General features: G+C 55.6%; 29 protein-coding genes and 1 other annotated feature. Of the genes, 13 read left to right on the top strand and 16 right to left on the bottom strand.

All coding sequences use genetic code 11. The features are described 5' to 3' along the window. Positions 1–127 precede the first annotated feature (127 nt). From IB212_RS09410 to IB212_RS09390, 5 genes are read left to right on the top strand one after another with little or no spacing between them, the layout of a single operon-like run. The gene (locus IB212_RS09410) at positions 128–835 is read left to right on the top strand and encodes a CoA transferase subunit A (protein ID WP_028012827.1); all 708 of its coding nucleotides are present in this window, start codon (positions 128–130) and stop codon (positions 833–835) included. A 2-nt stretch (positions 836–837) separates the two neighbouring features. After that, positions 838–1494 (top strand): CoA transferase subunit B, encoded by a 657-nt coding sequence (locus IB212_RS09405; RefSeq protein WP_041910432.1) that lies wholly within the window; start codon positions 838–840, stop codon positions 1492–1494. A gap of 9 nt (positions 1495–1503) precedes the next feature. Further along, entirely contained in the window at positions 1504–2685 is a 1182-nt protein-coding gene (locus tag IB212_RS09400) for an acetyl-CoA C-acetyltransferase (RefSeq protein WP_041910434.1), read from the top strand. A gap of 41 nt (positions 2686–2726) precedes the next feature. Continuing rightward, complete coding sequence (locus tag IB212_RS09395) at positions 2727–4121, top strand: GntP family permease (RefSeq protein WP_202815537.1); 1395 nt, start codon at positions 2727–2729, stop codon at positions 4119–4121. A gap of 10 nt (positions 4122–4131) precedes the next feature. Beyond that, entirely contained in the window at positions 4132–4902 is a 771-nt protein-coding gene (locus IB212_RS09390; RefSeq protein ID WP_041910438.1) for a 3-hydroxybutyrate dehydrogenase, read from the top strand. Positions 4903–4945: 43 nt separating this feature from the next. Here IB212_RS09390 and selO read toward each other — a convergent pair whose 3' ends face one another. The 14 genes from selO to thrS form a co-directional block, all read right to left on the bottom strand. Then, complete coding sequence (gene selO, locus IB212_RS09385; protein WP_041910440.1) at positions 4946–6388, bottom strand: protein adenylyltransferase SelO; 1443 nt, start codon at positions 6386–6388, stop codon at positions 4946–4948. Between the two features lie 61 nt (positions 6389–6449). Continuing rightward, positions 6450–7166, bottom strand: coding sequence for an EAL domain-containing protein (locus IB212_RS09380; RefSeq protein WP_041910441.1), 717 nt, complete (start codon positions 7164–7166; stop codon positions 6450–6452). Positions 7167–7457: 291 nt separating this feature from the next. Next, positions 7458–7922 (bottom strand): C40 family peptidase, encoded by a 465-nt coding sequence (locus IB212_RS09375; protein ID WP_028012820.1) that lies wholly within the window; start codon positions 7920–7922, stop codon positions 7458–7460. 74 nt (positions 7923–7996) lie between these two features. Beyond that, entirely contained in the window at positions 7997–8752 is a 756-nt protein-coding gene (btuD, locus tag IB212_RS09370; protein ID WP_041910443.1) for a vitamin B12 ABC transporter ATP-binding protein BtuD, read from the bottom strand. Next, positions 8752–9303 carry a glutathione peroxidase gene (locus IB212_RS09365; RefSeq protein WP_041910445.1) on the bottom strand — a complete coding sequence of 184 codons (552 nt, stop codon included), beginning with the start codon at positions 9301–9303 and terminating at the stop codon, positions 8752–8754. Before IB212_RS09365 ends, btuD begins: the two co-directional genes overlap by 1 nt. 22 nt (positions 9304–9325) lie before the next feature. Then, positions 9326–10306: a vitamin B12 ABC transporter permease BtuC gene (gene btuC, locus IB212_RS09360; protein ID WP_041910447.1), complete on the bottom strand. Its 981-nt coding sequence runs from the start codon at positions 10304–10306 to the stop codon at positions 9326–9328. Between the two features lie 102 nt (positions 10307–10408). Beyond that, positions 10409–10708, bottom strand: coding sequence for an integration host factor subunit alpha (gene ihfA, locus IB212_RS09355; protein ID WP_003857805.1), 300 nt, complete (start codon positions 10706–10708; stop codon positions 10409–10411). Positions 10709–10712: 4 nt separating this feature from the next. Then, complete coding sequence (gene pheT / locus IB212_RS09350) at positions 10713–13100, bottom strand: phenylalanine--tRNA ligase subunit beta (protein WP_041910449.1); 2388 nt, start codon at positions 13098–13100, stop codon at positions 10713–10715. Between the two features lie 15 nt (positions 13101–13115). Further along, positions 13116–14099 carry a phenylalanine--tRNA ligase subunit alpha gene (gene pheS / locus IB212_RS09345; RefSeq protein WP_010426091.1) on the bottom strand — a complete coding sequence of 328 codons (984 nt, stop codon included), beginning with the start codon at positions 14097–14099 and terminating at the stop codon, positions 13116–13118. 62 nt (positions 14100–14161) lie between these two features. Further along, positions 14162–14286, bottom strand: a sequence feature (Phe leader region). After that, on the bottom strand, positions 14237–14281 hold the full coding sequence (gene pheM / locus IB212_RS09340) for a pheST operon leader peptide PheM (protein ID WP_001386830.1): 45 nt from the start codon (positions 14279–14281) through the stop codon (positions 14237–14239). Its footprint overlaps the feature before it by 45 nt. A 117-nt stretch (positions 14287–14403) precedes the next feature. Next, positions 14404–14760, bottom strand: a complete 357-nt coding sequence (rplT, locus tag IB212_RS09335) for a 50S ribosomal protein L20 (RefSeq protein ID WP_000124850.1) — start codon at positions 14758–14760, stop codon at positions 14404–14406. Positions 14761–14810: 50 nt separating this feature from the next. After that, positions 14811–15008 (bottom strand): 50S ribosomal protein L35, encoded by a 198-nt coding sequence (gene rpmI / locus IB212_RS09330; RefSeq protein WP_003030583.1) that lies wholly within the window; start codon positions 15006–15008, stop codon positions 14811–14813. A 97-nt stretch (positions 15009–15105) separates the two neighbouring features. Then, entirely contained in the window at positions 15106–15648 is a 543-nt protein-coding gene (gene infC, locus IB212_RS09325) for a translation initiation factor IF-3 (RefSeq protein WP_023616141.1), read from the bottom strand. A gap of 3 nt (positions 15649–15651) precedes the next feature. Further along, a complete protein-coding gene (thrS, locus tag IB212_RS09320) occupies positions 15652–17580 on the bottom strand; it encodes a threonine--tRNA ligase (RefSeq protein ID WP_028012814.1) in 1929 nt (642 codons plus the stop codon). A 322-nt stretch (positions 17581–17902) separates the two neighbouring features. On the opposite strand from thrS, the gene yncL reads away from it, so the two are divergent. Then, positions 17903–17995, top strand: a complete 93-nt coding sequence (gene yncL, locus IB212_RS09315) for a stress response membrane protein YncL (protein WP_071787459.1) — start codon at positions 17903–17905, stop codon at positions 17993–17995. 97 nt (positions 17996–18092) lie between these two features. Continuing rightward, entirely contained in the window at positions 18093–18200 is a 108-nt protein-coding gene (gene yniD / locus IB212_RS09310) for a small membrane protein YniD (RefSeq protein WP_088205299.1), read from the top strand. 101 nt (positions 18201–18301) lie between these two features. On the opposite strand, the gene IB212_RS09305 is transcribed toward yniD, so the two are convergent. After that, the gene (locus IB212_RS09305) at positions 18302–19060 is read right to left on the bottom strand and encodes a YdiY family protein (RefSeq protein ID WP_028012813.1); all 759 of its coding nucleotides are present in this window, start codon (positions 19058–19060) and stop codon (positions 18302–18304) included. A 296-nt stretch (positions 19061–19356) separates the two neighbouring features. Between IB212_RS09305 and pfkB the strand changes: the two genes are divergently transcribed. The 3 genes from pfkB (at position 19357) to IB212_RS09290 (ending at position 21650) form a co-directional block, all read left to right on the top strand. Next, positions 19357–20289 carry a 6-phosphofructokinase II gene (pfkB, locus tag IB212_RS09300; RefSeq protein WP_041910452.1) on the top strand — a complete coding sequence of 311 codons (933 nt, stop codon included), beginning with the start codon at positions 19357–19359 and terminating at the stop codon, positions 20287–20289. 104 nt (positions 20290–20393) lie between these two features. After that, positions 20394–20684, top strand: a complete 291-nt coding sequence (ghoS, locus tag IB212_RS09295) for a type V toxin-antitoxin system endoribonuclease antitoxin GhoS (protein ID WP_028012811.1) — start codon at positions 20394–20396, stop codon at positions 20682–20684. A gap of 105 nt (positions 20685–20789) precedes the next feature. Further along, on the top strand, positions 20790–21650 hold the full coding sequence (locus IB212_RS09290) for a fructosamine kinase family protein (RefSeq protein ID WP_188245662.1): 861 nt from the start codon (positions 20790–20792) through the stop codon (positions 21648–21650). A 36-nt stretch (positions 21651–21686) separates the two neighbouring features. On the opposite strand, the gene IB212_RS09285 is transcribed toward IB212_RS09290, so the two are convergent. After that, entirely contained in the window at positions 21687–22223 is a 537-nt protein-coding gene (locus IB212_RS09285; RefSeq protein ID WP_045261585.1) for a YniB family protein, read from the bottom strand. 147 nt (positions 22224–22370) lie between these two features. On the opposite strand from IB212_RS09285, the gene hxpB reads away from it, so the two are divergent. The 3 genes from hxpB to IB212_RS09270 all read left to right on the top strand — a co-directional run bounded on the left by hxpB (position 22371) and on the right by IB212_RS09270 (position 24614). After that, on the top strand, positions 22371–23042 hold the full coding sequence (gene hxpB / locus IB212_RS09280; RefSeq protein WP_028012808.1) for a hexitol phosphatase HxpB: 672 nt from the start codon (positions 22371–22373) through the stop codon (positions 23040–23042). 125 nt (positions 23043–23167) lie between these two features. After that, positions 23168–23929, top strand: a complete 762-nt coding sequence (kduD, locus tag IB212_RS09275) for a 2-dehydro-3-deoxy-D-gluconate 5-dehydrogenase KduD (protein WP_041910455.1) — start codon at positions 23168–23170, stop codon at positions 23927–23929. A gap of 94 nt (positions 23930–24023) precedes the next feature. After that, on the top strand, positions 24024–24614 hold the full coding sequence (locus tag IB212_RS09270; protein ID WP_032644865.1) for a metal-dependent hydrolase: 591 nt from the start codon (positions 24024–24026) through the stop codon (positions 24612–24614). Positions 24615–24623 lie beyond the last annotated feature (9 nt).

Raw genomic sequence — 24623 nt, 5'->3', positions numbered from 1 at the left:
AACTAATTGAAAAGAATTAGTTAACAGGAAATTAATAAGAAAACCAAATGAGTGGGTCACAAATTCAAAATTAACAAATGAGTCGCCGCCCCTAATGATACCGGCACGGTTAACGGGAGGGATGAGTATGGCAGGACTGGATAAGCGCGTCGGCAGCTATGCGCAGGCGCTGGACGGGCTGACGGACGGAATGACCTTGCTGGCGGGCGGCTTCGGCCTGTGCGGCATTCCGGAGAACCTGATTGCGGAGGTCCGACGCCGTCAGGTGAGAGATTTGACCGTGGTGTCAAACAACTGCGGCGTGGATGGATTCGGCCTGGGGATACTGCTCGAAACGCGGCAGGTTCGTAAAGTGGTGGCCTCTTACGTCGGCGAGAACGCGCTGTTTGAGCAGCAGGTGCTGAGCGGCGAGCTGGAAATTGAGCTTACGCCGCAGGGCACGCTGGCGGAAAAGGTGCGCGCGGGCGGGGCCGGTATTCCGGCGTTTTATACGGCCACCGGCTACGGCACGCCCGTGGCGACCGGCAAGGACGTGCGCCAGTTCGCGGGGAAGCACTACATCCTCGAGGAGGCGATCGTCGGCGACTTCGCGCTGATCAAGGGCTGGAAAGCGGACTGGTACGGCAACGTCATCTATCGCCATACCGCGCAAAACTTTAATCCGCTGATGGCAACGGCGGGCCGGATCACGGTGGTGGAGGTGGAAGAGATTGTTCCGCCGGGTGAACTGCCCCCGTCGGCCATTCACACCCCGGGAATTTACGTCGACAGGCTGATTGTCGGCCAGTTTGAAAAACGCATTGAGCAGCGCACTCTGCGCGCGCAAGGAGTGTGACGATGTTAACCCGTGAACAGATGGCCATGCGCGTCGCCCGCGAGCTGCGTGACGGTTATTACGTCAACCTGGGGATCGGCATCCCTACCCTGGTGGCGAACTACATTCCGGACGGGATGGACGTGATGCTGCAGTCGGAAAACGGCCTGCTGGGGATGGGGGCTTTTCCCGACGAGCAGACCCTTGATCCTGACATGATCAACGCCGGTAAACAGACCGTGACCGCGCGGACCGGCGCGGCCATTTTCGACTCGGCCCAGTCGTTTGCCATGATCCGCGGCGGCCACGTGGACCTGACCGTGCTGGGCGCATTTGAAGTGGACGTGGAGGGCAACATCGCCTCGTGGATGATCCCCGGGAAGATGGTGAAGGGCATGGGCGGCGCGATGGATCTCGTTGCCGGGGCGCAGAACATCATTGTGGTGATGACCCACGCCTCAAAGAGCGGTGAGTCGAAGCTGCTGCCGCGCTGCACGCTGCCGCTCACGGGCGCGGGCTGTATCCGTCGGGTCCTGACCGATCTCGCGCTGCTGGAAATTCAGGACGGCGCGTTCATCCTGCGGGAATACGCCCCGGGCGTCAGTATTGACGAGATCGTGCGTAAAACGGCAGGGAAAATCATTGTGGCGGACGACGTGCGCGAGATGCGCTTCACCTGAGGGGTCAGCATGAAAAAGGTCATGATTGTCGGGGCAACGCGAACCCCCATTGGCAGTTTTCGCGGATCGCTCTCGTCCCTTTCTACGGTTGAGCTTGGGGCCGTCACGGTACGGCACCTGCTGGAGAACAGTGGTCTCAGCGCCGAACAGGTAGATGAAATGATTTTCGGCCAGGTGCTGACGGCCGGATGCGGGCAAAACCCCGCCCGCCAGACGGCCATCGGCGCCGGGTTGCCCGTCAGCACGCCGGCGACCACCGTCAACCAGGTGTGCGGCGCGGGCTTAAAAGCGGTCCAGCTCGCCGCCCAGGCGATCCGCTGCGGCGACGCGGAGGTGGTTATCGCCGGCGGTCAGGAGAGCATGAGCAACGCCCCATATCTGCTGGACGGCGCACGTGCCGGGCTGCGTTTCGGGCATGCGGGCCTCAAGGACAGCATGATTACCGACGGCCTGTGGGACGCATTCAACGATTACCACATGGGGATCACCGCTGAAAACGTCGCCCGCGAGTATGACATTTCCCGCGAGCAGCAGGACGCCTTCGCCGCCCGCTCGCAGCAAAAAGCGGCGTCCGCCATTGAGTCCGGCCGGCTTGACGCCGAGATAGCCCCGGTGACGGTGAAACAGGGTAAAAAGCCGCCGCTGGTTATTGATCGTGACGAACAGCCCCGACCAGGCACTACCGCAGAGCAGCTTGCGCAGTTGCGTCCCGCCTTTTTGCACGAGGAAGGCACCGTCACGGCGGGGAATGCCTCCACGCTCAACGACGGTGCCGCCGCGGTGCTGCTGATGAGCGAGGAAAAGGCGCGGGAGAGCGGATTGCCTGTCCTTGGCCGCATCGTGAGTTACGCCGTGACGGGCGTTGACCCGTCAGTAATGGGCATGGGCCCGGTCAGCGCCTGCCGGACGGCGCTGGCGCGGGCGGGCTGGACGCTCGACGAGGTGGACCTCATTGAAGCCAATGAAGCCTTTGCCGCCCAGGCGCTGGCGGTGGGCCAGCAGCTCGGCTGGGATGAGCACAAGGTCAACGTTAACGGCGGTGCCATCGCCCTGGGCCATCCGATTGGTGCTTCCGGCTGCCGAATCCTCGTGACCCTGCTGTACGAAATGCAGCGCCGTGACGTTAAAAAAGGGCTCGTCACCCTGTGCGTAGGCGGCGGACAAGGCATTGCCCTGACCGTCGAGCGTTAAACCTCTCGTTGGTACCCGAATAATAAGTAAAGTGAGGAGTCATAATGAGTGTGTTAATAGCCCTGGCGGCGCTGGCACTGCTGATGCTGGCGGCCTACCGCGGATACAGCGTTATTTTGTTTGCGCCGATCGCGGCGCTCGGTGCCGTGCTGCTGACCGATCCGGGTGCCGTCGGCCCGACGTTTACCGGCCTGTTTATGGAAAAGATGGTGGGCTTCGTCAAGCTCTACTTCCCGGTGTTCCTGCTGGGTGCGGTGTTTGGCAAGCTGATTGAGCTTTCCGGCTTCTCACGCTCCATCGTCGCCGCCGCAATCCAGATCCTCGGGCGTCGACACGCCATCCCGGTGATTGTCCTGGTGTGCGCGCTGTTAACCTACGGCGGCGTTTCGCTGTTCGTGGTGGCGTTTGCGGTGTACCCGTTTGCTGCCGAGCTGTTTCGCCAGAGCGGTATCCCTAAACGGCTGATCCCGGCCACCGTGGCGCTGGGGGCATTCTCGTTTACCATGGACGCCCTGCCCGGCACGCCGCAGATCCAGAATATCATCCCCACCAGCTTCTTCGGCACGAACGCCTGGGCGGCCCCGTGGCTGGGGCTTATCGGCTCTCTGTTTATTATCGTCTTTGGCCTGCTCTGGCTGGAGCGCCAGCGGCGTAAGGCGCTCAGCAACAACGAGGGTTACGGCACGGATCTGAAAAATGAACCCGAGACGCCGGATAACATTAATCTCCCGCATCCGCTGATTGCTATCTCCCCGCTGCTGGTGGTGGGCATACTGAACCTGCTGTTTACCCGCTGGATCCCCGGCTGGTACGGCGTGAGTCACGAGCTTACCCTGCCCGGCCTGGCGAAACCGATTGTGACCGAGGTGGGCAAGATCACCGCCATCTGGGCCGTGGAGGCGGCGCTGATCGCCGGTATCGTGCTGGTGCTGATTTTTGGCTTTCGCAATATCCGGGGGCGTCTGGCTGAAGGCAGCCGAACGGCGGTGAGCGGAGCCATTCTGGCGGCGATGAATACCGCCTCGGAATACGGTTTCGGCGCGGTTATCGCGGCGCTGCCTGGGTTCCTGGTGTTATCCAAAGCGCTGGCGGCCATTCCGAATCCGCTGCTAAATGAGGCCATCAGCGTGACCGTGCTCGCGGGGATCACCGGTTCGGCGTCCGGCGGGATGAGCATCGCCCTTGCCGCCATGTCCGACTCGTTTGTCGCCGCCGCCCATGCGGCCAATATCCCGCTTGAGGTGCTGCACCGCGTGGCCTCGATGGCGAGCGGCGGGATGGATACCCTTCCCCATAACGGCGCGGTGATTACCCTGCTGGCAATCACCGGCCTGAGCCATCGCCAGGCCTACGGCGGCATTTTCGCTATCACCATCATTAAAAGTCTGGCAGTACTTTTTGTCATTGCCGTGTTCTATCTGACCGGCATTGTGTAAGGAGAGAAAAATGAATCTGAACGGTAAAACCGCCCTGGTCACCGGCTCAACCAGCGGCATTGGTCTGGGGATCGCCCGCGTGCTGACGAAGGCAGGCGCGCAGCTGATCCTCAACGGCTTCGGCGACAGCGCATCGGCACGGGAAGAGATTGCGCAACTGGGCAAAAAGCCGGGCTATCACGATGCGGATCTGCGGGACGTATTGCAGATTGAGGCCATGATGCGCTACGCCGAATCGCAGTTTGGCGGCGTGGACATTCTTGTGAACAACGCCGGGATCCAGCACGTGGCTCCGGTTGACGCCTTCCCGGTAGAGAAATGGAACGACATTATCGCCATTAATCTTTCCGCGGTGTTTCACACCAGCCGGCTGGCGCTGCCGGCCATGCGGGATAAAAACTGGGGGCGCGTCATCAATATCGCCTCCGTTCACGGGCTGGTCGCGTCGAAAGAGAAATCGGCCTACGTTGCGGCCAAGCACGGCGTGGTGGGCTTTACCAAATCCCTGGCGCTGGAAACCGCCCGCACGGGTATTACCGCCAATACTATTTGCCCCGGCTGGGTACTGACCCCGCTGGTGCAGCAGCAAATCGACAAACGTATCGCGGACGGCGTACCGCCGGAGCAGGCTCGCGAACAGCTTCTGGCGGAGAAACAGCCTTCAGGGGAGTTTGTTACCCCGGAACAGCTGGGCGAACTGGCGCTATTTTTGTGCAGCGACGGCGCCGTGAACGTTCGCGGCGCTGCGTGGAATATGGATGGCGGCTGGGTTGCTCAGTGATGAACAGGCCGGGTAAGGCAACGTCGCCGCCCGGCTAAAATCGCTAGCTTGAGCAGCTGACCTCCAGCCGCTTGCCCCAGTCGGGCGGGCGGCTGACGTAGTCATCATCCCGGTCGGCAAACGGCGTGCGCAACGCCAGATGTAGCCGGTGTAACTCGTCGTACTCACCCTGCTCTGCCTGCTCAATCGCCCGCTGCGCCAGCCAGTTGCGTAATACCATCGCGGGATTCGCTGCGTTCATCTGCGCCTGACGGGTAGCGTCGTCTACCTGCTCCTGCTGCAGCCGCGTGCGGTACTGTGCAAACCAGTCGTCAAACGCCTGACGGTCAATAAACTCGTCGCGCAGCGGCGAGGCGGCGCTGTGCTGCTCCGTCTGGCTCAGCATTCGGAAGGTGCGGGTGTAATCGCTCCCTTCACGCGCCATCAGGGCAAACAGGCCGTTGAGGATGTCGTTGTCGCCCTTCTCCTGGGTCATCAGCCCCAGCTTGTTACGCATCAGCGTGCCGTATTCCCGCAGCAAAAGGTCCTGATAGCTGTCGAGCGCATCGTTCAGGGCATCAACGTCGATAAACGGCGATAAGGTTTGTGCAAGCCGCTGGAGGTTCCACAGCCCAACCGCCGGCTGATTATCAAAGCTGTAACGCCCCTGATAGTCGGAATGGTTGCAGATATACCCCGGCTGATAATCGTCCAGGAAACCAAACGGACCGTAATCAAAGGTCAGGCCGAGAATCGACATATTGTCCGTGTTCATGACCCCGTGAGCAAAGCCCACCGTTTGCCAGCGCGCAATCATCGTGGCGGTACGGGCAACCACGTCCCGGAACCAGAGAACGTATTTATCCGCCTCATCCTGCAGATGCGCCCAGTGGCGGCAAATGGCGAAGTCCGCGAGCTGGCGAATCTTGTCCGGCTCGCGGCGATAGTAAAAGTGCTCAAAATGACCAAAGCGGAGATGGCTTTGCGCTATGCGCATCAGCATCGCCCCCTTTTCCACCGTTTCGCGCGTCACCGGCGTGTCGCTGGTGACGATCGACAGCGCGCGGGTGGTGGGAATCCCCAGCGCATGCATCGCTTCGGATGCCAGACTTTCGCGTATCGTTGACCGCAATACCGCGCGCCCGTCGCCCATTCGTGAGTAAGGGGTAAGACCTGCGCCTTTCAGATGCCAGTCAACCGTCTCCCCGTTGGGAAGCCGTTGTTCGCCGAGCAGGATCCCCCTGCCGTCACCCAGCTGCCCCGCCCAGACGCCAAACTGGTGTCCGCTATAGACCTGAGCCAGAGGCTGCATACCGGGGAGAAGCGTCTCGCCTCCCCAGACGCCAGCACTGTCTGAACGCTGAAACAGATCGGGCGGAATGGCCAGCTCATCGGCCAGCCGATCGTTATGCCAGATAAGACGTGAATTATGTAACGGTGTTGGTTTGAGTGCGGTGTAAAAGCCAGGCAACTCGTCATGCCAGTGAGCAGTAAAAGACAGGGTCATAAGTCCTCCTGCCTTTAGTGTAGAGGGTTTACCCGGACTTAAACACGGGCGAAAGGCAGGGTTATCGCTGCTGAACGAGCGTCGTGACATGCTCCGCCGAGACGGCTGGCCAGAGCGCACCCTGCATGGCACCAAAATTGAAGGACAGAACGCGCTGCAGCAAACCGTGGTCGTCAATGCCGGAGACGATCACCGACTGGCAGTGCGGCGTTATTTGCCAGAGGATCGCGCGCATAAAAGGCTCGAAAGAAAGCTCAGAAGCACGCTGCTGGATGAATCCTTTATCAAGAATAACCCGTTTAAATAATCCATCATAGACGGCCTTGAGCGATGCAGCACCGGCTCCAAAGTTTGCCAGCACCAGCGGAAAATGGATCGCCATTCTTGCCAGCTGCAGATCGTCCTTTCCGTTATTTAAACCTGGATAGTTCTCATTAACAGTAAACTCAAGAAACGGATAACGCTCGAGAATTGAAACAGCATTCCCATTACTTAATAAAAACTCAACAATTGCTGGTGTAATATTGATCCATGCAATTAACTGATGCTGAATAAAAAACAGTTTACAGGTATCAAGCAATTGCAGTTTTTCGTTAAACAGCACTAACTCCTCTGCCGCTGAAAGCCGAGGGATAACGAGCTCAGTGGGGATCCTCACATCGGTGCCGACGCCAGTAAAGTTAACCAGTATTTCTAAACCTTTTAGCTCACCTGCGCTATTACGGGCAGGCAGAAGCATCAGTTCAGACTGGTAAGCATTATCTAGCGTAATAATCATTGCACTCGCCCCGCATTAAAGATGAGAGAGGACATCCTGGAGCAATTGCTGACACAATTCCACTGTCTTGATTTTAATAAGTTTAATTTCATTAGTTCCGTATTAATTTTCAGATTTATCCCTGAATCTAAAATAATCTTATCCTGGTTACTGAATAATAGCCAGTTTTAGATAAAACAGACACATAAGGATGTTGCTAATTTAGGTAAATTTAACTTTAATCAGCTTATTTGAGAAAAACGGCATGGTTTAATAGTTACCATGCCGACATAAGAAACGTGTTCGGGCAGTCTAAATACGTCGCGCCTGCCAGAAATTTTTACGCCAGTACACGTTATCGAGAGAAGAGCGCATCACGCCGCGGCTGGTAGAAGCATGAATAAACTGGTTGTCTGTATCATATATCCCAACATGCAGTCCGCTTTCTCCCGAGCCGGTTTTGAAAAAGACCAGGTCACCGGGAAGGAGATCGTCTTTATCAATTTCAGTGCCTATTTCCGCCTGCTTGCGCGTGTCTCGCGGAAGCTGTAAATCAAACTTGTCACGAAACGTCATCAGGACAAAGCCAGAGCAGTCCACCCCGCCGCGGCTCATGCCGCCGTAGCGGTAAGGCGTGCCGCGCCAGTTGCTCAGCTGATCGTTAAGGCTGGCAATAACGGTGATAGAATCCGATAGCCGCGGATTAGGCGGCGGTGCACGATGGCTGCTGCATCCCGCAAGAAAGAGTGCCGCCACGAAGAGAAACCAGAATCGCATTTTCAGACGAATCCTCTGCTTTTATTGTTCTTTTGGTAATTTAGCGTGCAATTGTGTTCACAGGCAAGAAACGGTTACTCCTGCCCGGTAGAAATCAGCATCTTATGTCCCTCTATATCCAGCCTGCGGAACGACATGTTGTAGGCGCGGGCAAGATTTGGCGGCGTAAGGACCCGATCCCGCGTACCGCTGGCGATCATCCTGCCGCGCGACAGGAGCCACACGCGATGGGCGTGACGTAACGTATGGTTAAGATCGTGGCTGCTCATCACTACGGCGATACCTTTTCTGCTCAGAGCGCTTAGCAGGCTATCCAGCGCCGCCTGCTGGGCAACATCCAGACCGCTCATCGGTTCATCCAGCAGCAGCATCCTCCCGTGAGGATTGCCCGCGGGATGGATCTGCAGAATGACCGCCGCCAGACGCACCCGCTGCCACTCCCCCCCGGAAAGCTGGCTGGCATGCCGGGACAGTTTATCTTCCAGCCCTAACGACGCAGCCACTTCCTCCAGCAGTGCCGTATGCTGTTTGTCGTGCAGATGCAGCATCAGATAATGCCAGACCGGCATCGCAAAAGGCGGTACCTGCTGCTGCACCAGGTAGCTGCGCCGGTGGGCCAGCGAGGCGGGTGACCAGTCGACCAAAGCATGTTCCAGCAGCGTAATCTGCCCTGGCCCGGTGGTCAGCCCCGCCATCCGCGCCAGCAGCGTGCTTTTACCCGCGCCGTTTGGCCCGACGAGATGCAGGATTTCACCCGAATTGATGTCGCAGGTTACCGACTCCAGACGCCCCTTCTCGGCGACGTCCGTGAGCTGCATCAGCAGCGACATTATTTCGCCAGCGCCAGCTTAATAGATTCCATGACGATCGGGTCCTCAGGCGTCATATCCGGCGAAAAACGCTGAACGACCTGGCCGTCACGGCCAATCAGGAATTTTTCGAAGTTCCACAGAATATCGTCCGGATAGAGCGGCGCGCGGCCTTTGCTGGCCATGCGCTCGTAAAAACCGCTCTCTTCCGGCGCAACGGCTTTCGGCGCGGCGGCAATCAGCTTCGCATACAGCGGATGGCGCTCTTCACCGTTGACGTCAATTTTGCTGAACATCGGGAACGTCACGCCATAAGTGGTGCTGCAGAAGGTTTTGATCTCTTCTTCGCTGCCCGGCTCCTGGCCCAGGAACTGGTTGCACGGGAAGCCCAGCACGGTAAAACCGTCTTTCTCCCAGGCCTTCTGAATATTCTCCAGCTGCTCGTACTGCGGCGTCAGGCCGCATTTCGATGCCACGTTGACGATGAGCAACACCTTGCCTTTGTAGCTTTCCAGCGTGGTGTTATCCCCATCAATGGTGGTCACTTCGGTATTCAGGATATCTGACTGCATAGCATTTCCTCAGGTTGTCGATTTAACGTCCAGCTTTTAATAGTAGCCAGATAAAGACTGGCGCGCCCAGCGTTGCGGTCACCACGCCAACAGGCAATTCTGCGGCCGTCAGGGCGAGACGGGCGATGATGTCGGCCACCAGCAGCGTGGCTGCCCCGGCAACCGCCGAGGCCGGAAGCAAGGTTCGATGATCCGTGAAGCCGCAAAGACGCAGCATGTGCGGAATGACCAGCCCAATAAAGCCAATCGCCCCCGCCAGGGCCACGCTCACGCCTACCAGCCAGCCAATGGCAATGACCAGTACGTTACGCCAGAAACCAATCGGCATGCCGAGCTGGCGGGCTGAGGTTTCACCCAGCGCGAGCATATTCAGCGGCTGGGCCTGCAGCGCAGCCCACGCGATGACCGGCACCAGCAGCGCCATTAGCCAGCCCTGGTGCCAGTCGACGCCGCCAAAGCCGCCCATCATCCAGTACATGAGCTGCCGCAGGTCAAAGGAGGTCGAGAAGTAGACCGCCCAGGTCATCAGCGCGCTACAGATGATCCCCAGCGCCACGCCGGCAAGCAGCAGCCGGCTGGTCGACAGGTGCCGTCTGGCAAAGCGAAGAAGAATGACTGTGATTAGCAGTGCGCCGAGAATGGCGCTCAGGCTAATGCTCCAGCCGGAGAGTTCTCCCCCGCCCAGCATCACCGCCGCAATCAGCCCGACGCCTGCACCGTTCGACACCCCCAGCAGGCCGGGCTCCGCCAGTGGGTTTTCGAACAGCGCCTGCATAATGGTGCCAGACAGCGCCAGCGCGGCGCCGACCAGGATCACCGCGACGGTGCGCGGCAGGCGAATTTGCCAGACGAAGAGCTGCCCGTCAGGCCCCAGCCAGCTTTCAGGCCCGATCCAGCTGTCGCCTGCGCAGAGGCTAATACCCGCGGCAAGAATAAGCAGCAGCGCCAGCAGAAGCAGGCGACGCCGATCGGAACGGTGCTGGCGATGAGCATAATCAAGCATGTGTACGGTTTGTTAGCGAGTGATGTAATTGATTTTACGGCGTGTTTGCCGGTGAGCGCAAAGAAAAAAGGCCGCGTGAGCGGCCTTTTTGGTTAGTTCATATTACTCTGCTTTAGGCGTTGCGTTTTCGACGCGGCTCTTTAACTTCTGGCCGGGTCTGAAGGTCACCACGCGGCGGGCTGTAATGGGAATATCTTCCCCCGTCTTCGGGTTACGGCCCGGACGTTGGTTTTTGTCTCGCAAATCAAAATTGCCAAAACCGGAGAGTTTTACCTGCTCACCATTTTCCAGAGCACGACGGATCTCTTCGAAAAACAGCTCTACCAGCTCTTTGGCATCCCGTTTGCTAAGCCCAAGCTTATCAAACAGATATTCTGACATTTCAGCTTTTGTAAGCGCCATAGGTTCAATCCCTCAATGATGCCTGGAATCGCTCTTTTAATGCCTCTACACATTTGGCGACGGTAGCGGCAATCTCCTCTTCTTCGAGTGTACGGCTGGTATCCTGAAGGATAAGGCTGATAGCGAGGCTCTTGAAACCTTCTGCTACGCCCTTGCCGCGGTACACGTCAAATAAGTTTACGCCAACTACCTGATTTACGCCAACTTTCTTACATTCGGCCAAAATATCTGCTGCAGGCACGTTTTCAGCGACCACAACCGCGATATCACGGCGGTTCGCCGGGAAGCGGGAGACGTCCTGCGCCTGAGGAATGACGCGGTCTGCAACCGGGCTCCACTCCAGCTCGAACACGATGGTACGGCCGTTCAGGTCCAGCTTACGCTCCAGCTCCGGGTGGACAACGCCAATGAAACCAACGCGTTTGCCGTCTAAATAAATCGCCGCGCTCTGGCCCGGATGGAGCGCAGGAATCGCTTCCGCGCGGAATTCAATTTCAGATAATTTACCGGTCAGATCCAGAATCGCTTCCAGATCGCCCTTCATATCGTAGAAATCAACCGTGCCTTTTGCCAGGTCCCAGTGCTCTTCGTAGCGGTTACCGCTGATGGCCCCAGCCAGCATGAGATCCTGACGGATGCCTAAATTTGCCTGATTATCCGGCACAAAGCGTAAACCGCTTTCGAAAATGCGCACGCGGTTTTGCTGGCGGTTCTGGTTGTAAACGATAGTCCCCAGCAGGCCCGTCCACAGGGACAGACGCATCGCGGACATTTCGCTGGAGATTGGGCTTGGCAGGATCAGCGCTTCCTGACCCGGATGGATCAGCTGCTGCAGCTTAGGATCAACGAAGCTGTAAGTGATCACTTCCTGGTAGCCTTTGTCGTTCAGCATGGTTTTCACACGCTTCAGGGACAGGTCGGCTTCACGGTGGGCGCCCATCACCAGACCCGCCTGCACAGGCTCGTCAGGGATGTTGTTGTAGCCGTAAACACGGGCCACTTCTTCCACCAGATCTTCTTCAATTTCCATGTCGAAACGCCAGGATGGCGCAACGGCCTTCCACTCGTCCTGACCTTCGGTCACTTCGCAGCCCAGGCGCGTCAGGATGTCGGTCACCTGCGCGTCGGCAACGTGGTGACCAATCAGGCGATCCAGCTTGCTGCGGCGCAGGGTAATGGTCGCACGCTTCGGCAGGGTCGCTTCGTTGGTGACGTCAATAACCGGGCCCGCTTCGCCGCCGCAGATGTCGATTAGCAGGCGGGTTGCACGCTCCATCGCTTTGTACTGCAGCGCCGGGTCAACGCCGCGCTCGTAGCGGTGAGAGGCATCGGTGTGCAGGCCGTGACGGCGCGCGCGGCCGGTGATGGAGAGCGGGCTGAAGAATGCACATTCCAGCAGGACGTTTTGCGTTTCGTCGTTGACGCCAGATTGTTCGCCACCAAAAATACCGCCCATCGCCAGCGCTTTGCTGTGGTCAGCAATCACCAGGGTGTCGGCGTTCAGTTTGGCTTCTGTGCCGTCCAGCAGCACCAGGGTTTCCCCCTCTTTCGCCATGCGCACAACGATGCCGCCGTCGATACGATCTTTATCGAACGCGTGCATCGGCTGGCCCAGCTCCAGCAGAACGTAGTTAGTCACGTCAACCACGGCGTCGATTGAGCGGATACCGCAGCGGCGCAGCTTCTCTTTCATCCAAAGCGGGGTTGGCACTTTAACGTTAATGCCTTTTACCACGCGACCGAGGTAGCGCGGGCAGGCATCAGCAGCGTCAACCTGAATCGGCAGCACGTCACTGATGGTCGCTTCAACCGGCACAATCTCCGGCGCGTTGAGTTCGGTCTGGTTCAGTACGGCCACGTCGCGCGCCACGCCGATAATACCTAAGCAGTCGGCACGGTTTGGCGTGACGCTGATTTCGATAGTATTGTCATCAAGCTTCAGGTATTCACGGATATCGGTGCCAACTGGCGCATCCAGCGGCAGCTCAATGATGCCGTTGTGGTCGTCGGAAATACCCAGCTCAGAGAAGGAGCACAGCATGCCTTCAGACGGCTCACCGCGCAGCTTGGCCGCTTTGATTTTGAAATCACCCGGCAGCACGGCACCGACGGTCGCCACGGCCACCTTCAGGCCCTGGCGGCAGTTTGGCGCACCGCAGACGATGTCCAGCAGACGGTCGCCGCCTACGTTCACTTTTGTCACGCGCAGTTTGTCAGCGTTAGGGTGCTGGCCGCACTCGACCACTTCACCCACCACGACGCCGTTGAAGGCACCGGAAACCGGCTCAACGCCGTCAACTTCCAGGCCCGCCATGGTGATCTGGTTGGAAAGCGCTTCGCTGTCCAGCGTGGTGTTAACCCATTCGCGTAACCACAGTTCACTGAATTTCATTGTTCTGTCCTGCCCTTATTTAAACTGTTTGAGGAAACGCAGATCGTTTTCGAAGAATGCACGTAAGTCGGTCACGCCGTAGCGCAGCATGGTCAAACGCTCCATGCCCATGCCGAAGGCAAAGCCGGAATAAACTTCCGGATCAATGCCCACGTTGCGCAGCACGTTTGGATGCACCATGCCGCAGCCCAGCACTTCCAGCCATTTGCCGTTTTTACCCATCACGTCAACTTCCGCAGACGGTTCGGTGAACGGGAAGTAGGACGGACGGAAACGAACCTGCAAATCTTCCTCAAAGAAGTTGTTCAGGAAATCGTGCAGCGTGCCCTTCAGGTTGGTGAAGCTGATGTTTTTATCAACAATCAGACCTTCCATCTGGTGGAACATTGGGGTGTGGGTCTGATCGTAGTCGTTACGATACACGCGGCCCGGCGCGATGATGCGGATTGGTGGTTCCTGATCCTTCATGGTACGGATCTGAACGCCAGAGGTCTGGGTACGCAGCAGACGCGTCGCGTCAAACCAGAAAGTGTCGTGGTCAGCGCGTGCCGGATGATGGCCAGGAATGTTCAGGGCGTCGAAGTTGTGGTAATCATCTTCGATTTCCGGGCCAGTCGCCACGGTAAAGCCGAGCTCACCGAAGAAACTTTCAATACGATCGATAGTACGAGTAACCGGATGCAGACCACCGTTTTCAATACGGCGACCCGGCAGAGAAACGTCGATGGTTTCTGCCGCAAGACGCGCGTTTAGTACCGCGCTCTCCAGCTCGGCCTTACGCGCGTTCAGCGCCTGCTGAACCTGCTCTTTGGCTTCGTTAATCACCGCACCCGCTGCCGGGCGTTCTTCTGGCGGCAGTTCACGCAGGGTTGTCATTTGAAGGGTCAGGTGCCCTTTCTTCCCAAGATATTCGACGCGGACATTGTCTAACGCGGCAACATCTGAGGCCTGATTAATGGCGGCTGTTGCACTGGCAACCAGCTCTGCGAGATGTGACATGATTTTCCTCATTATGTCGGTGCAGACACCGATTTGGTGGAGTTATTCTCTCAAATTCAGGCACAAAAAAAGCCTCCATCGGGAGGCTTATCTGGCGCTGTTTTTCGTTTCATCTTTCACGCGCTAGCCTCCTGGAGTCAGGTGCTAAAGTAAAAGAAGAAGCGGAAAATAGCAGCATTCATGCTTGCGTTACCTTGTTGGGTAAAAACCGGTAAGACCTTATTGAAAAGCCTGCACGGATAAATGTCAATCTTCTGATGGTGTTAAATGAAAAGAGGGAGCCAGGCCCCCTCTCTCAACTGGCTTATGCCAGTGCTGCTTTCGCTTTTTCGACCAGAGCGGTGAACGCTACTTTATCGAATACTGCGATGTCAGCCAGGATCTTACGGTCGATTTCAACAGAGGCTTTTTTCAGGCCGTTGATGAATTTGCTGTAAGAAATACCGTTCTGACGTGCTGCTGCGTTGATACGCGCAATCCACAGTTGACGGAACTGACGCTTACGCTGACGACGGTCACGGTAAGCGTACTGACCTGCTTTGATAACAGCCTGGAAGGCAACGCGGTATACGCGTGAACGCGCACCGTAGTAGCCTTTAGCTTGTTTCAAAATTTTCTTGTGACGTGCACGTGCAATTACACCACGTTTTACGCGAGCCATATGTGCTCTCCTGTATCTATATTCTTAGTAAAAAATTAAACGTTAACGGCTTATGCGTACGGCAGGCACGCGATAACCAGACCCAGATCGCCTTTAGAAACAAGGCCTTTTGGACGCAGGTGACGTTTACGCTTAGTAGATTTTTTGGTCAGAATATGACGCAGGTTTGCGTGCTTACGCTTAAATCCACCACCACCGGTTTTTTTGAAGCGCTTAGCAGCACCGCGTACGGTCTTAATTTTTGGCATCTTAATAACTTCCACTTCGCATTGTTAAATAAACGAAACATAGGCGAACAAAACCTATGAAACCCGAAGGCTCCACAGATTTTGCTGCTTGAAGGCCTTACTGTTTCTTCTTAGGAGCGAGCACCATGATCATCTGGCGGCCTTCGATCTTCGTAGGGAAGGATTCGACTACTGCCAGTTCACTCAGATCGTCACGGACGCGGTTAAGCACTTCCATACCAATCTGTTGGTGGGCCATCTCACGACCGCGGAAACGCAGCGTGATCTTGGCCTTATCGCCATCTTCCAGAAAGCGAATCAGGCTGCGGAGTTTTACCTGATAATCGCCATCGTCGGTACCAGGACGGAATTTGATTTCCTTAACCTGGATAACTTTTTGCTTCTTCTTCTGTTCCTTAGAAGACTTACTCTTTTCATAAAGGAACTTGCCGTAGTCCATGATACGACAAACTGGCGGTTCGGCGTTAGGGCTGATTTCAACTAAATCTACTCCAGCTTCTTCAGCCTTTTCGATCGCTTCTCTCAGACTCACAATCCCCAGCTGCTCGCCTTCCAGACCTGTTAAGCGAACTTCCTGGGCGCGAATCTCGCCATTGATACGATTCGGACGTGCCGTTTGAACTCGTTTTCCGCCTTTAATACCTTATTCCTCCAGTTGTTGAAGACTGCGGCTGCGAATCTCTTGTTGCAGCTTCTCAATCACTTCACTTACGTCCAGGCTGCCCAGGTCTTTACCACGGCGGGTGCGAACGGCAACTTTGCCTGCTTCCACCTCTTTATCACCACAGACCAACATATACGGGACACGACGTAAAGTGTGCTCGCGGATTTTAAAGCCAATCTTCTCATTTCTCAAGTCTGCTTTTACGCGAATGCCCGCATTTTGTAGTTTCTGCGTCAATTCTTTAACGTAATCTGCCTGAGAATCGGTAATGTTCATCACCACGACCTGCACTGGCGCAAGCCAGGTTGGGAAGAAGCCCGCGAACTCTTCGGTCAGGATGCCGATGAAGCGCTCCAGAGAACCGAGAATAGCACGGTGAATCATGACCGGTACCTGACGCTCGTTGTCTTCGCCAACATAAGAGGCGCTTAAACGCTGCGGCAGGGAGAAGTCCAGCTGTACAGTACCGCACTGCCATGCGCGATCGAGGCAGTCATACAGGGTAAATTCAATTTTCGGACCGTAGAATGCGCCCTCGCCCAGCTGGTATTCGAACGGAATACCGTTCTCTTCCAGCGCTACGGCGAGATCCGCTTCTGCGCGATCCCAGGTCTCATCGCTACCGATACGTTTTTCCGGACGCGTTGAGAGTTTGACCACGATCTTCTCGAAGCCAAAGGTGCTGTACATATCGTAGACCATACGAATACAGGCGTTAACTTCATCACGAACCTGATCTTCAGTACAGAAGATATGCGCATCATCCTGCGTAAAGCCACGCACGCGCATCAGACCGTGCAGCGCACCCGATGGCTCGTTGCGATGGCAGCTACCGAACTCCGCCATACGCAGCGGCAGGTCGCGATAGGATTTCAGACCCTGGTTGAAGATCTGAACGTGCCCCGGGCAGTTCATTGGCTTGATGCAGTATTCACGGTTCTCGGACGAGGTGGTGAACATCGCATCTTTGTAGTTGTCCCAGTGGCCGGTTTTTTCCCACAGCACACGGTCCATCATGAACGGGCCTTTCACTTCCTGATACTGGTACTCTTTCAGCTTGGAACGTACGAACGTTTCCAGTTCACGGAAGATAGTCCAGCCATCGTTATGCCAGAACACCATACCCGGCGCTTCTTCCTGCATGTGGTACAGGTCAAGCTGCTTACCGATTTTACGGTGGTCACGCTTCGCGGCCTCTTCCAGGCGCTGCAGGTACGCGTTCAGGGCTTTCTTATCCGCCCACGCGGTACCATAGATACGCTGCAACATCTTGTTGTTGCTGTCGCCACGCCAGTAGGCGCCAGCGATCTTCATCAGTTTGAAATGATGACAGAAGCGCATGTTCGGCACGTGCGGTCCACGGCACATGTCGACGTATTCTTCGTGATGGTACAAGCCAGGCTTGTCATCATGAGCAATGTTTTCATCGAGAATAGAGACTTTATAGCTCTCGCCACGCTTGACGAAGGTTTCACGCGCTTCGTGCCAGCTGACTTTCTTCTTGATGACGTCATAGTTGGTCTCGGCGAGCTCGTGCATACGTTTTTCGAGCGCGTCGATATCTTCCTGGGTCAGGGTGTGGTCAAGATCAACGTCGTAGTAGAAACCGTTGTCGATAACCGGACCGATCGCCATTTTGGTGTTTGGCCACAGCTGCTTGATAGCATGACCCAACAGGTGTGCGCAGGAGTGACGAATGATCTCCAGACCTTCTTCGTCTTTCGCGGTGATGATTGCAAGCGTCGCATCGTTTTCAATCAGATCGGACGCATCAACCAGCTCACCGTTCACACGGCCGGCGATGGTCGCTTTCGCGAGGCCAGGACCGATGTCCAGGGCGACATCCATAGGGCTAACAGCGTGGTCGAAATGGCGTTGGCTGCCATCAGGAAGAGTAATTACAGGCATTTTATATCCTTATTTGCAGTGATGCCCCACACATAAGAGCATATACAAAGAAAATAATCGTGATTTGACAATAGATTACGACACCATCTGACCAACAATCGTCAAATTGGTTCGTCATCATGCACCTGCCGAATTCAGATTAATGCGGATTTACGGCAAGCGGCGTAATGTTAACACTATCAGCAAGGAGATTGCACCCTCTGCAGCCAGAATGATGGGCTGGCACGTAGCGTAAATTTGCAGATTGCATCTCTCCGGCGCTCGCATTTCAGACATGCTGGGCTACTCTTGAACATGCCTTTTATATCAACAGGTGCATACCATGAATGTATCCAGTAGAACGGTTGTGATTTTGAACATTCTTTCCGCAACAGGTCTAGTGTTGATCCTCGCCGAACGATTCCACTGGTTCTGAGCCGACCCCTTGTTGGCATAACTCGATCGCTCCCGGGAAGGCGCATCTTTTGGCCCCGTTTGATAGACTATGCGTATCAACGAACAAGGATTAGGTTATGCCAACAAAACGATTTGCCGTAAAACACTGGAAAATGGTGCTGGTGCTGGTTGCCATCTGCGGTGCAATGCTGTTATTTCGGTGGGCGGCAATGATTTGGGGCTAAGTACAAATAAAAATAAATGCCGTTGCGCGTGATGAGAATTTATTGGCGCGGGTTAACCATAATAATGAAAACGGGCCGACACTTTCATCGGCCCGCTATGATTACATTTTATAGCCCAGCGAAATCGTGGTTCTGCGATCGGTATGATCCGGTGCCGTTTCTGGCGGTGAAGAGTTCCAGGTCACGTTGTAGGCCAATTTCAAACCGAAGTGTTCATTGATAGCCACGTTCAAAGCGCTTTCGGAGTTCAGCGTCGTATCCTCGGCACCAAACACAGAAACACCCTGCGTAAATTTGGTGTTGTCGGTCATCTGCCAGGCATACGTGCCGGAAGCATAGCCCAGCGGCTGGGTTTCATTTTCGCCATTGGTGTACTCGTCATAGCGGACACCAGGACCGAATTCGAAACGGAGGCTGTGTACCGGACCATTCAGGAACTGACGACCATAACCGGCGGTGAACACATCGCGCTGGCGATAGCCGTTGAAGCGGTCGGTTAACCAACTTGCCTGACCAAAGATGTAGTCATAGTCGGTCATGTTGTAACGGCTACGTCCACCGACCGCGTATTTCTCGGATGAGCGTTCATCGTTAGCGGACGTGTTGCTGGCATTTCCCCACAGCGACCATGCAGTGGTATTGCCGTACCAGGTCAGGGTGCTGTCCGCCGTCAGAGAAGAGCTTTTCGTGTTACCCGATTGCGCGAGATACCCTGCGTTCAGGTTACCTTCAAACGGTTTTTTGGCAGTGGAGGGATCGTCCATGACAGTAAAAACGGTGTCATCGGCGGCTGCATTCAGTGATGCAAAAACGCCACCCGCCAGCATCAGTGCTGCGGGTACTGTCTTCAAAAGCTTCATTTTATTTAAGGAGTCCGTACAACAAAAAAAGAGACCACCACGGTCTCGGAAACTTTCTTGAGGATCAATGACAAGGCGTCCAGAGAAAGGTAACAAATTATAAAAAGGCGCAAATAACATAGCAATATTTTCTTATTTCATTTTTTGAATAAGAACGATCTCAAAACGCGTTTTATTTTATATATCCCTCATCGCATTTATGTCAGCATTCATTTTTAAAATCATACTGTTATTTACATTGCCTTCCTGTCGATCGGTGCCAGGCTTAAAAGAACCCATGCTAAAAGGAGGTTATGATGGCTTCTATTTATACGCTGACGCTCTCCCCTTCCCTCGACTCCGCGACCATAACGCCGCAGATTTATCCGGAAGGTAAACTACGCTGTAGCGCACCCGTATTTGAGCCGGGCGGCGGCGGGATTAACGTTGCGCGCGCGATTACCCACCTCGGTGGTAAAGCGACTGCCATCTTTCCGGCCGGTGGTGCCACGGGGGAGCATCTTGTTGCCTTGCTGGCCGATGAACAGGTTGCCGTGGATACCGTTGACGCCAAAGACTGGACCCGGCAGAACCTGCATGTCCACGTTGAGTCCAGCGGGGAACAGTATCGTTTCGTTATGCCAGGCGCCAGGCTGAGCGATGATGAGTTTCGTCAGCTGGAAGAAAAGGTGCTAACCATTGAAAGCGGCTCGCTGCTGGTCATCAGCGGTAGCCTGCCGCCAGGTGTCAAAACAGAAAAGCTGACAGCACTGGTTGATGCCGTACTTCAGCGCGGAATTCGCTGCATTGTCGACAGTTCAGGCGAAGCCCTGCAGGCGGCATTAGAACCCGGACAGCTTGAGCTGGTTAAGCCTAACCAGAAAGAGCTGAGTGCGCTTGTTAATCGCGAACTTAGCCAGCCGGATGACGTGCGTACTGCCGCAGAAGAACTGGTTCGCAGCGGCAAAGCGCACCGCGTTGTCGTCTCTCTCGGTCCTCAGGGTGCGCTGGCCGTCGACAAGACGGGCTTTGTGCAGGTTGTTCCGCCCCCAATGAAGAGCCAGAGCACCGTCGGCGCAGGCGACAGTATGGTCGGCGCGATGGCGCTGAAGCTGGCGCAGGGCGCATCACTTCTGGAGATGACGCGCTATGGCGTCGCGGCGGGGAGTGCCGCCACCATCAATCAGGGAACGCGCCTGTGTTCGCTTGCCGATACGCAGAAAATCGTCGATTACCTGTCACGAAGCTAACCGATATATCCCCCTCCTGACGGAGGGGGAATATCTGTGGAAGTCGCCAAATATGGCGTATCGACTATGCTAAAAAAACTTTCAGGATAACAACGAGGTGAATTATGAGCAGTGGTGATATCACCCGCTACGTCGTGACCATCAGCCTTCATGAAGCATCGCTGACCGAGCTTAACGAGCTCAACAATGCCTTTACACGGGCGAATTTCCTGCTCACGCTAACGGATGACGAAGGTCATATTCATGATTTAGGCACCCTGGCGTTTGGCCTGATCGCAGCCCTGAGTGAAGAAGAGGTGCATGCGCTGGCCGCCAGCCTGGTGGAAAGCGTGACCGACAAGCCTGCCGACATCACCGTGGAGACGTGGGAACGCTGGCAGAAAAAAGAACAATAAGTGCCCTGCATGAAATTAATCCGCTCAGGTGTGCGTTAGTTCGTATTTTTTTACCGCAGTTATGCGCTAACTTTATGATCTGGCAGACAACATGGGAGAGTCAACATGTGGCAGGCAATTAGTCATCTTTTACATGAGCAATTGGGTGAAGGTGAAATTGAACTGCGTAACGAGCTGCCGGGCGGGGAAATTCACGCCGCGTGGCATTTACGCTACGCAGGACGCGATTTGTTCGTTAAATGCGACGAGCGAGAGCTGCTCCCGATTTTTACCGCTGAAGCCGATCAGCTTGAACTGTTGTCCCGTAGTAAAACGGTGACGGTACCAGAGGTGCTGGCCGTGGGCAGTGACCGGGACTACAGCTTTCTGGTGATGGACTATCTCTCTGCCCGCCCGTTGGACGCCCATAATGCCTTTATTCTCGGGCAACAGTTAGCGCGCCTGCACCAGTGGAGCGACCAGCCCCAGTTTGGTCTCGACTTCGACAACGACCTTTCCACCACGCCGCAGCCCAATGCCTGGCAGCGCCGCTGGTCGACGTTCTTTGCCGAGCAGCGCATCGGATGGCAGCTTGAACTGGCCGCAGAGAAAGGGCTGGAATTTGGCAACATTGATGCCATCGTCGAGCATGTGCAACAGCGCCTGGCCTCCCACCAGCCTCAGGCGTCTTTGCTGCACGGTGATTTATGGTCCGATAACTGCGCGCTGGGCCCCAACGGCCCGTATATCTTCGACCCGGCCTGCTACTGGGGCGACAGAGAGTGCGATTTGGCCATGTTGCCCCTGCATCCTGAACAACCGCCGCAAATATACGATGGCTATCAGTCTGTCTCCCCCCTGCCGCCGGACTTCCTTGAGCGCCAGCCCGTGTATCAGCTCTATACGCTGATGAACCGAGCCATTCTTTTTGGCGGGCAACATCTGGTCAACGCCCAGCGCGCGCTTGAACGCGTGCTTGCGGCTTAAAGACAAAACGGGTGGCCTTGCCGCCACCCTAATTCGTTACAGAAAACCGAGCAGTGAGAAGAAGAAATATCCCGCCACGATGATGATAACCGGCAGGATATAGAGCGGGAAAATTTGCAGGAAAATGGTGTGACGAGGCACCACAATGCGGGATTCAATCTGCTCCCGGCTCATTCCTTCAGGACCTTTCGCCTTCTCAAGGATAAGCTGATCTTCCACCCCTTCGCGTAAAAAACGGGTCTGGCGACTCATTCGTGCGCCCGATGCCTGCAGCGCCATCGCAATAAAAATCAGCGCATAGATAATCCAGAACCCGACATTCAGCTGCTGGTGAAAGTCCGGCGTTGGCGAGTTGAACCAGAAGACGTTCAGGAACGGGGTGTTAAACCGCACCATCTCAATCATGACATGCGCAAAATCAAGCATTACCGCATTAATGCCCGGCTGTTTTTCGCTGTGATCGTACATAAACTTCAGCACGGATATCAGCGTAGAAATGACGGCGGGAATAAAAATCACCCAGCCTGCAATACGTTTTAAGACAGCAATGCGTCCAGCTTGTTGATACGTCATCAGTTCCTCTTCATAAAGACGCGTTATTTGAGCCTAAGTCTACCTGCTGGACATCAATTTCGCCCGCTCTTTAAAAGCAATATGCTAAATTGCAGACTGTGCTTAGCACTTATCGTCTGTCGAACACCTGGATAAGGAGACGTTGTGATGTCGACACCGCGCCAGATACTTGCCGCTATTTTTGACATGGATGGATTACTGATTGATTCCGAGCCGTTGTGGGATCGCGCCGAGCTGGACGTGATGGCCAGCCTGGGCGTTGATATCAGTCGCCGTAATGAACTTCCCGACACGCTGGGCCTGCGTATTGATATGGTCGTTGACCTGTGGTACGCCCAACAGCCGTGGGTTGGGCCCGATCGCGACGAAGTCACCTCGCGTATTATCAGCCGCGCCATCGCGCTGGTGGAGGAGAACAAGCCGCTCTTGCCGGGCGTACATGAGGCTGTCGCGCTGTGCAAATCTCAGGGGCTGAAGGTTGGCCTGGCTTCCGCTTCACCGCTGCATATGCTGGAAAAAGTGCTGATCATGTTTGAGCTGCGCGACAGTTTTGACGCCCTGGCGTCTGCGGAAAAACTGCCCTACAGCAAGCCGCATCCGCAGGTCTATATGGACTGCGCCGCGAAGCTGGGTCTTGATCCGCTTACCTGCGTCGCGCTGGAAGACTCAGTAAACGGCATGGTGGCCTCCAAAGCCGCGCGTATGCGCTCCATTGTGGTTCCCGATGAAGAAAACCGCCACGATCCGAGGTATGCTCTTGCCGACGTTAAGCTGAATTCGCTGGCTGAACTGACGGTACAACACCTGCGCGGCGAATAGCCCCTCCTACAGGCAGCGTCATGCTGCCTGATAAAAACAAAACACAGTTTCATTTTGTTTGCTTTTCTCATCCCTGCCTCCTATCTTTAACGTCAACACGACGATAACCAGCTTCTGAGGCGCGTATGATACTGGACACCTTTACTCTTTCAGGCAAAGTAGCCCTCATCACCGGGTGCGATACCGGGCTGGGGCAAGGCATGGCTATTGCGCTGGCGCAGGCAGGTTGCGATATCGTTGGGGTAAATCGCAAAGCTCCAGAGAAAACGGCCAGCGCCGTCACCGCCCTGGGAAGACGTTTTGTGGCTATTCGGGCCGATCTGAGCCAGCAGGAAAATCTTCAGTACGTCGTGGACACCGCCGTGGCGGAGATGGGACGAATTGATATTCTGGTGAACAATGCCGGGACGATTCGCCGGGAGGAGGCTCTGACTTTCAGCGAAAAAGACTGGGATGACGTTATGAACCTGAATCTCAAGTCGCTCTTTTTCCTCTCTCAGGCGGTCGCTAAGCGATTTATCACCCAGGGCCAGGGCGGCAAAATTATCAATATTGCCTCTATGCTCTCCTTTCAGGGCGGCATTCGCGTGCCGTCGTATACCGCCTCGAAAAGCGGCGTGCTGGGGATCACGCGCCTGCTGGCAAATGAGTGGGCGCTACATGGCATCAACGTGAATGCCATCGCGCCGGGCTACATGGCGACGAACAACACGCAGCAGCTTCGCGATAACGAACAGCGTAACGCGGAGATCCTTGACCGCATCCCGGCGGGTCGATGGGGAGTACCGGATGACCTTCAGGGGCCGGTCGTCTTTTTAGCCTCCCCCGCATCAGATTACGTGAATGGTCACACCTTAGCCGTCGACGGCGGCTGGCTGGCGCGCTGAGGCGCGTTTGTGACAAACAGTTACACCGTCACCTCTTTCGCCCACTGTATAAAAACCCTATACTGTATAAATTGACAGTTTCGTGGGTTTTATCATGACGGCGGAAGGCCACCTGCTTTTTTCAATTGCGTGCGCAGTATTTGCCAAAAACGCAGAACTTACTCCCGTGCTTGCACAGGGAGACTGGTGGCATATTGTCCCTTCCGCCGTTTTAACCTGTCTGCTGCCCGATATTGACCACCCAAAATCCTTCCTCGGACAGCGCCTGAAGTGGGTGTCGAAGCCCATCGCCCGCGCGTTCGGCCACCGCGGGTTTACCCACAGCCTCCTGGCCGTTTTTGGCCTGCTCACGCTTTTCTATTTAAAAGTCCCTGAAAGCTGGATAGTGCCGGGCGATGCCATTCAGGGCATGGTGCTGGGTTATTTAAGCCATATCCTCGCCGATATGCTGACGCCCGCGGGCGTGCCGCTGTTGTGGCCCTGCCGCTGGCGTTTCCGTTTTCCGATCCTTGCGCCGCAGAAAGGGAATCAGCTTGAACGCGTGCTGTGCATGGCGCTGTTCGCCTACGCCGTCTGGATGCCGCAAACCTTGCCCGAAAACAGTGCAGTGCGCTGGTCTTCCCAGATGATCAATTCGCTGCAATTTCAGTTCAATCGCTTTATTCATCACCAGATTGAACAGTAAACCAACAAA

Origin of the sequence: Enterobacter sp. E12 (assembly GCF_014596715.2) — a bacterium.
Classification (GTDB): domain Bacteria; phylum Pseudomonadota; class Gammaproteobacteria; order Enterobacterales; family Enterobacteriaceae; genus Enterobacter; species Enterobacter bugandensis.
Note: the sequence above shows the minus strand (reverse complement) of the source record. Positions and strands in the feature narration are given on the sequence as shown.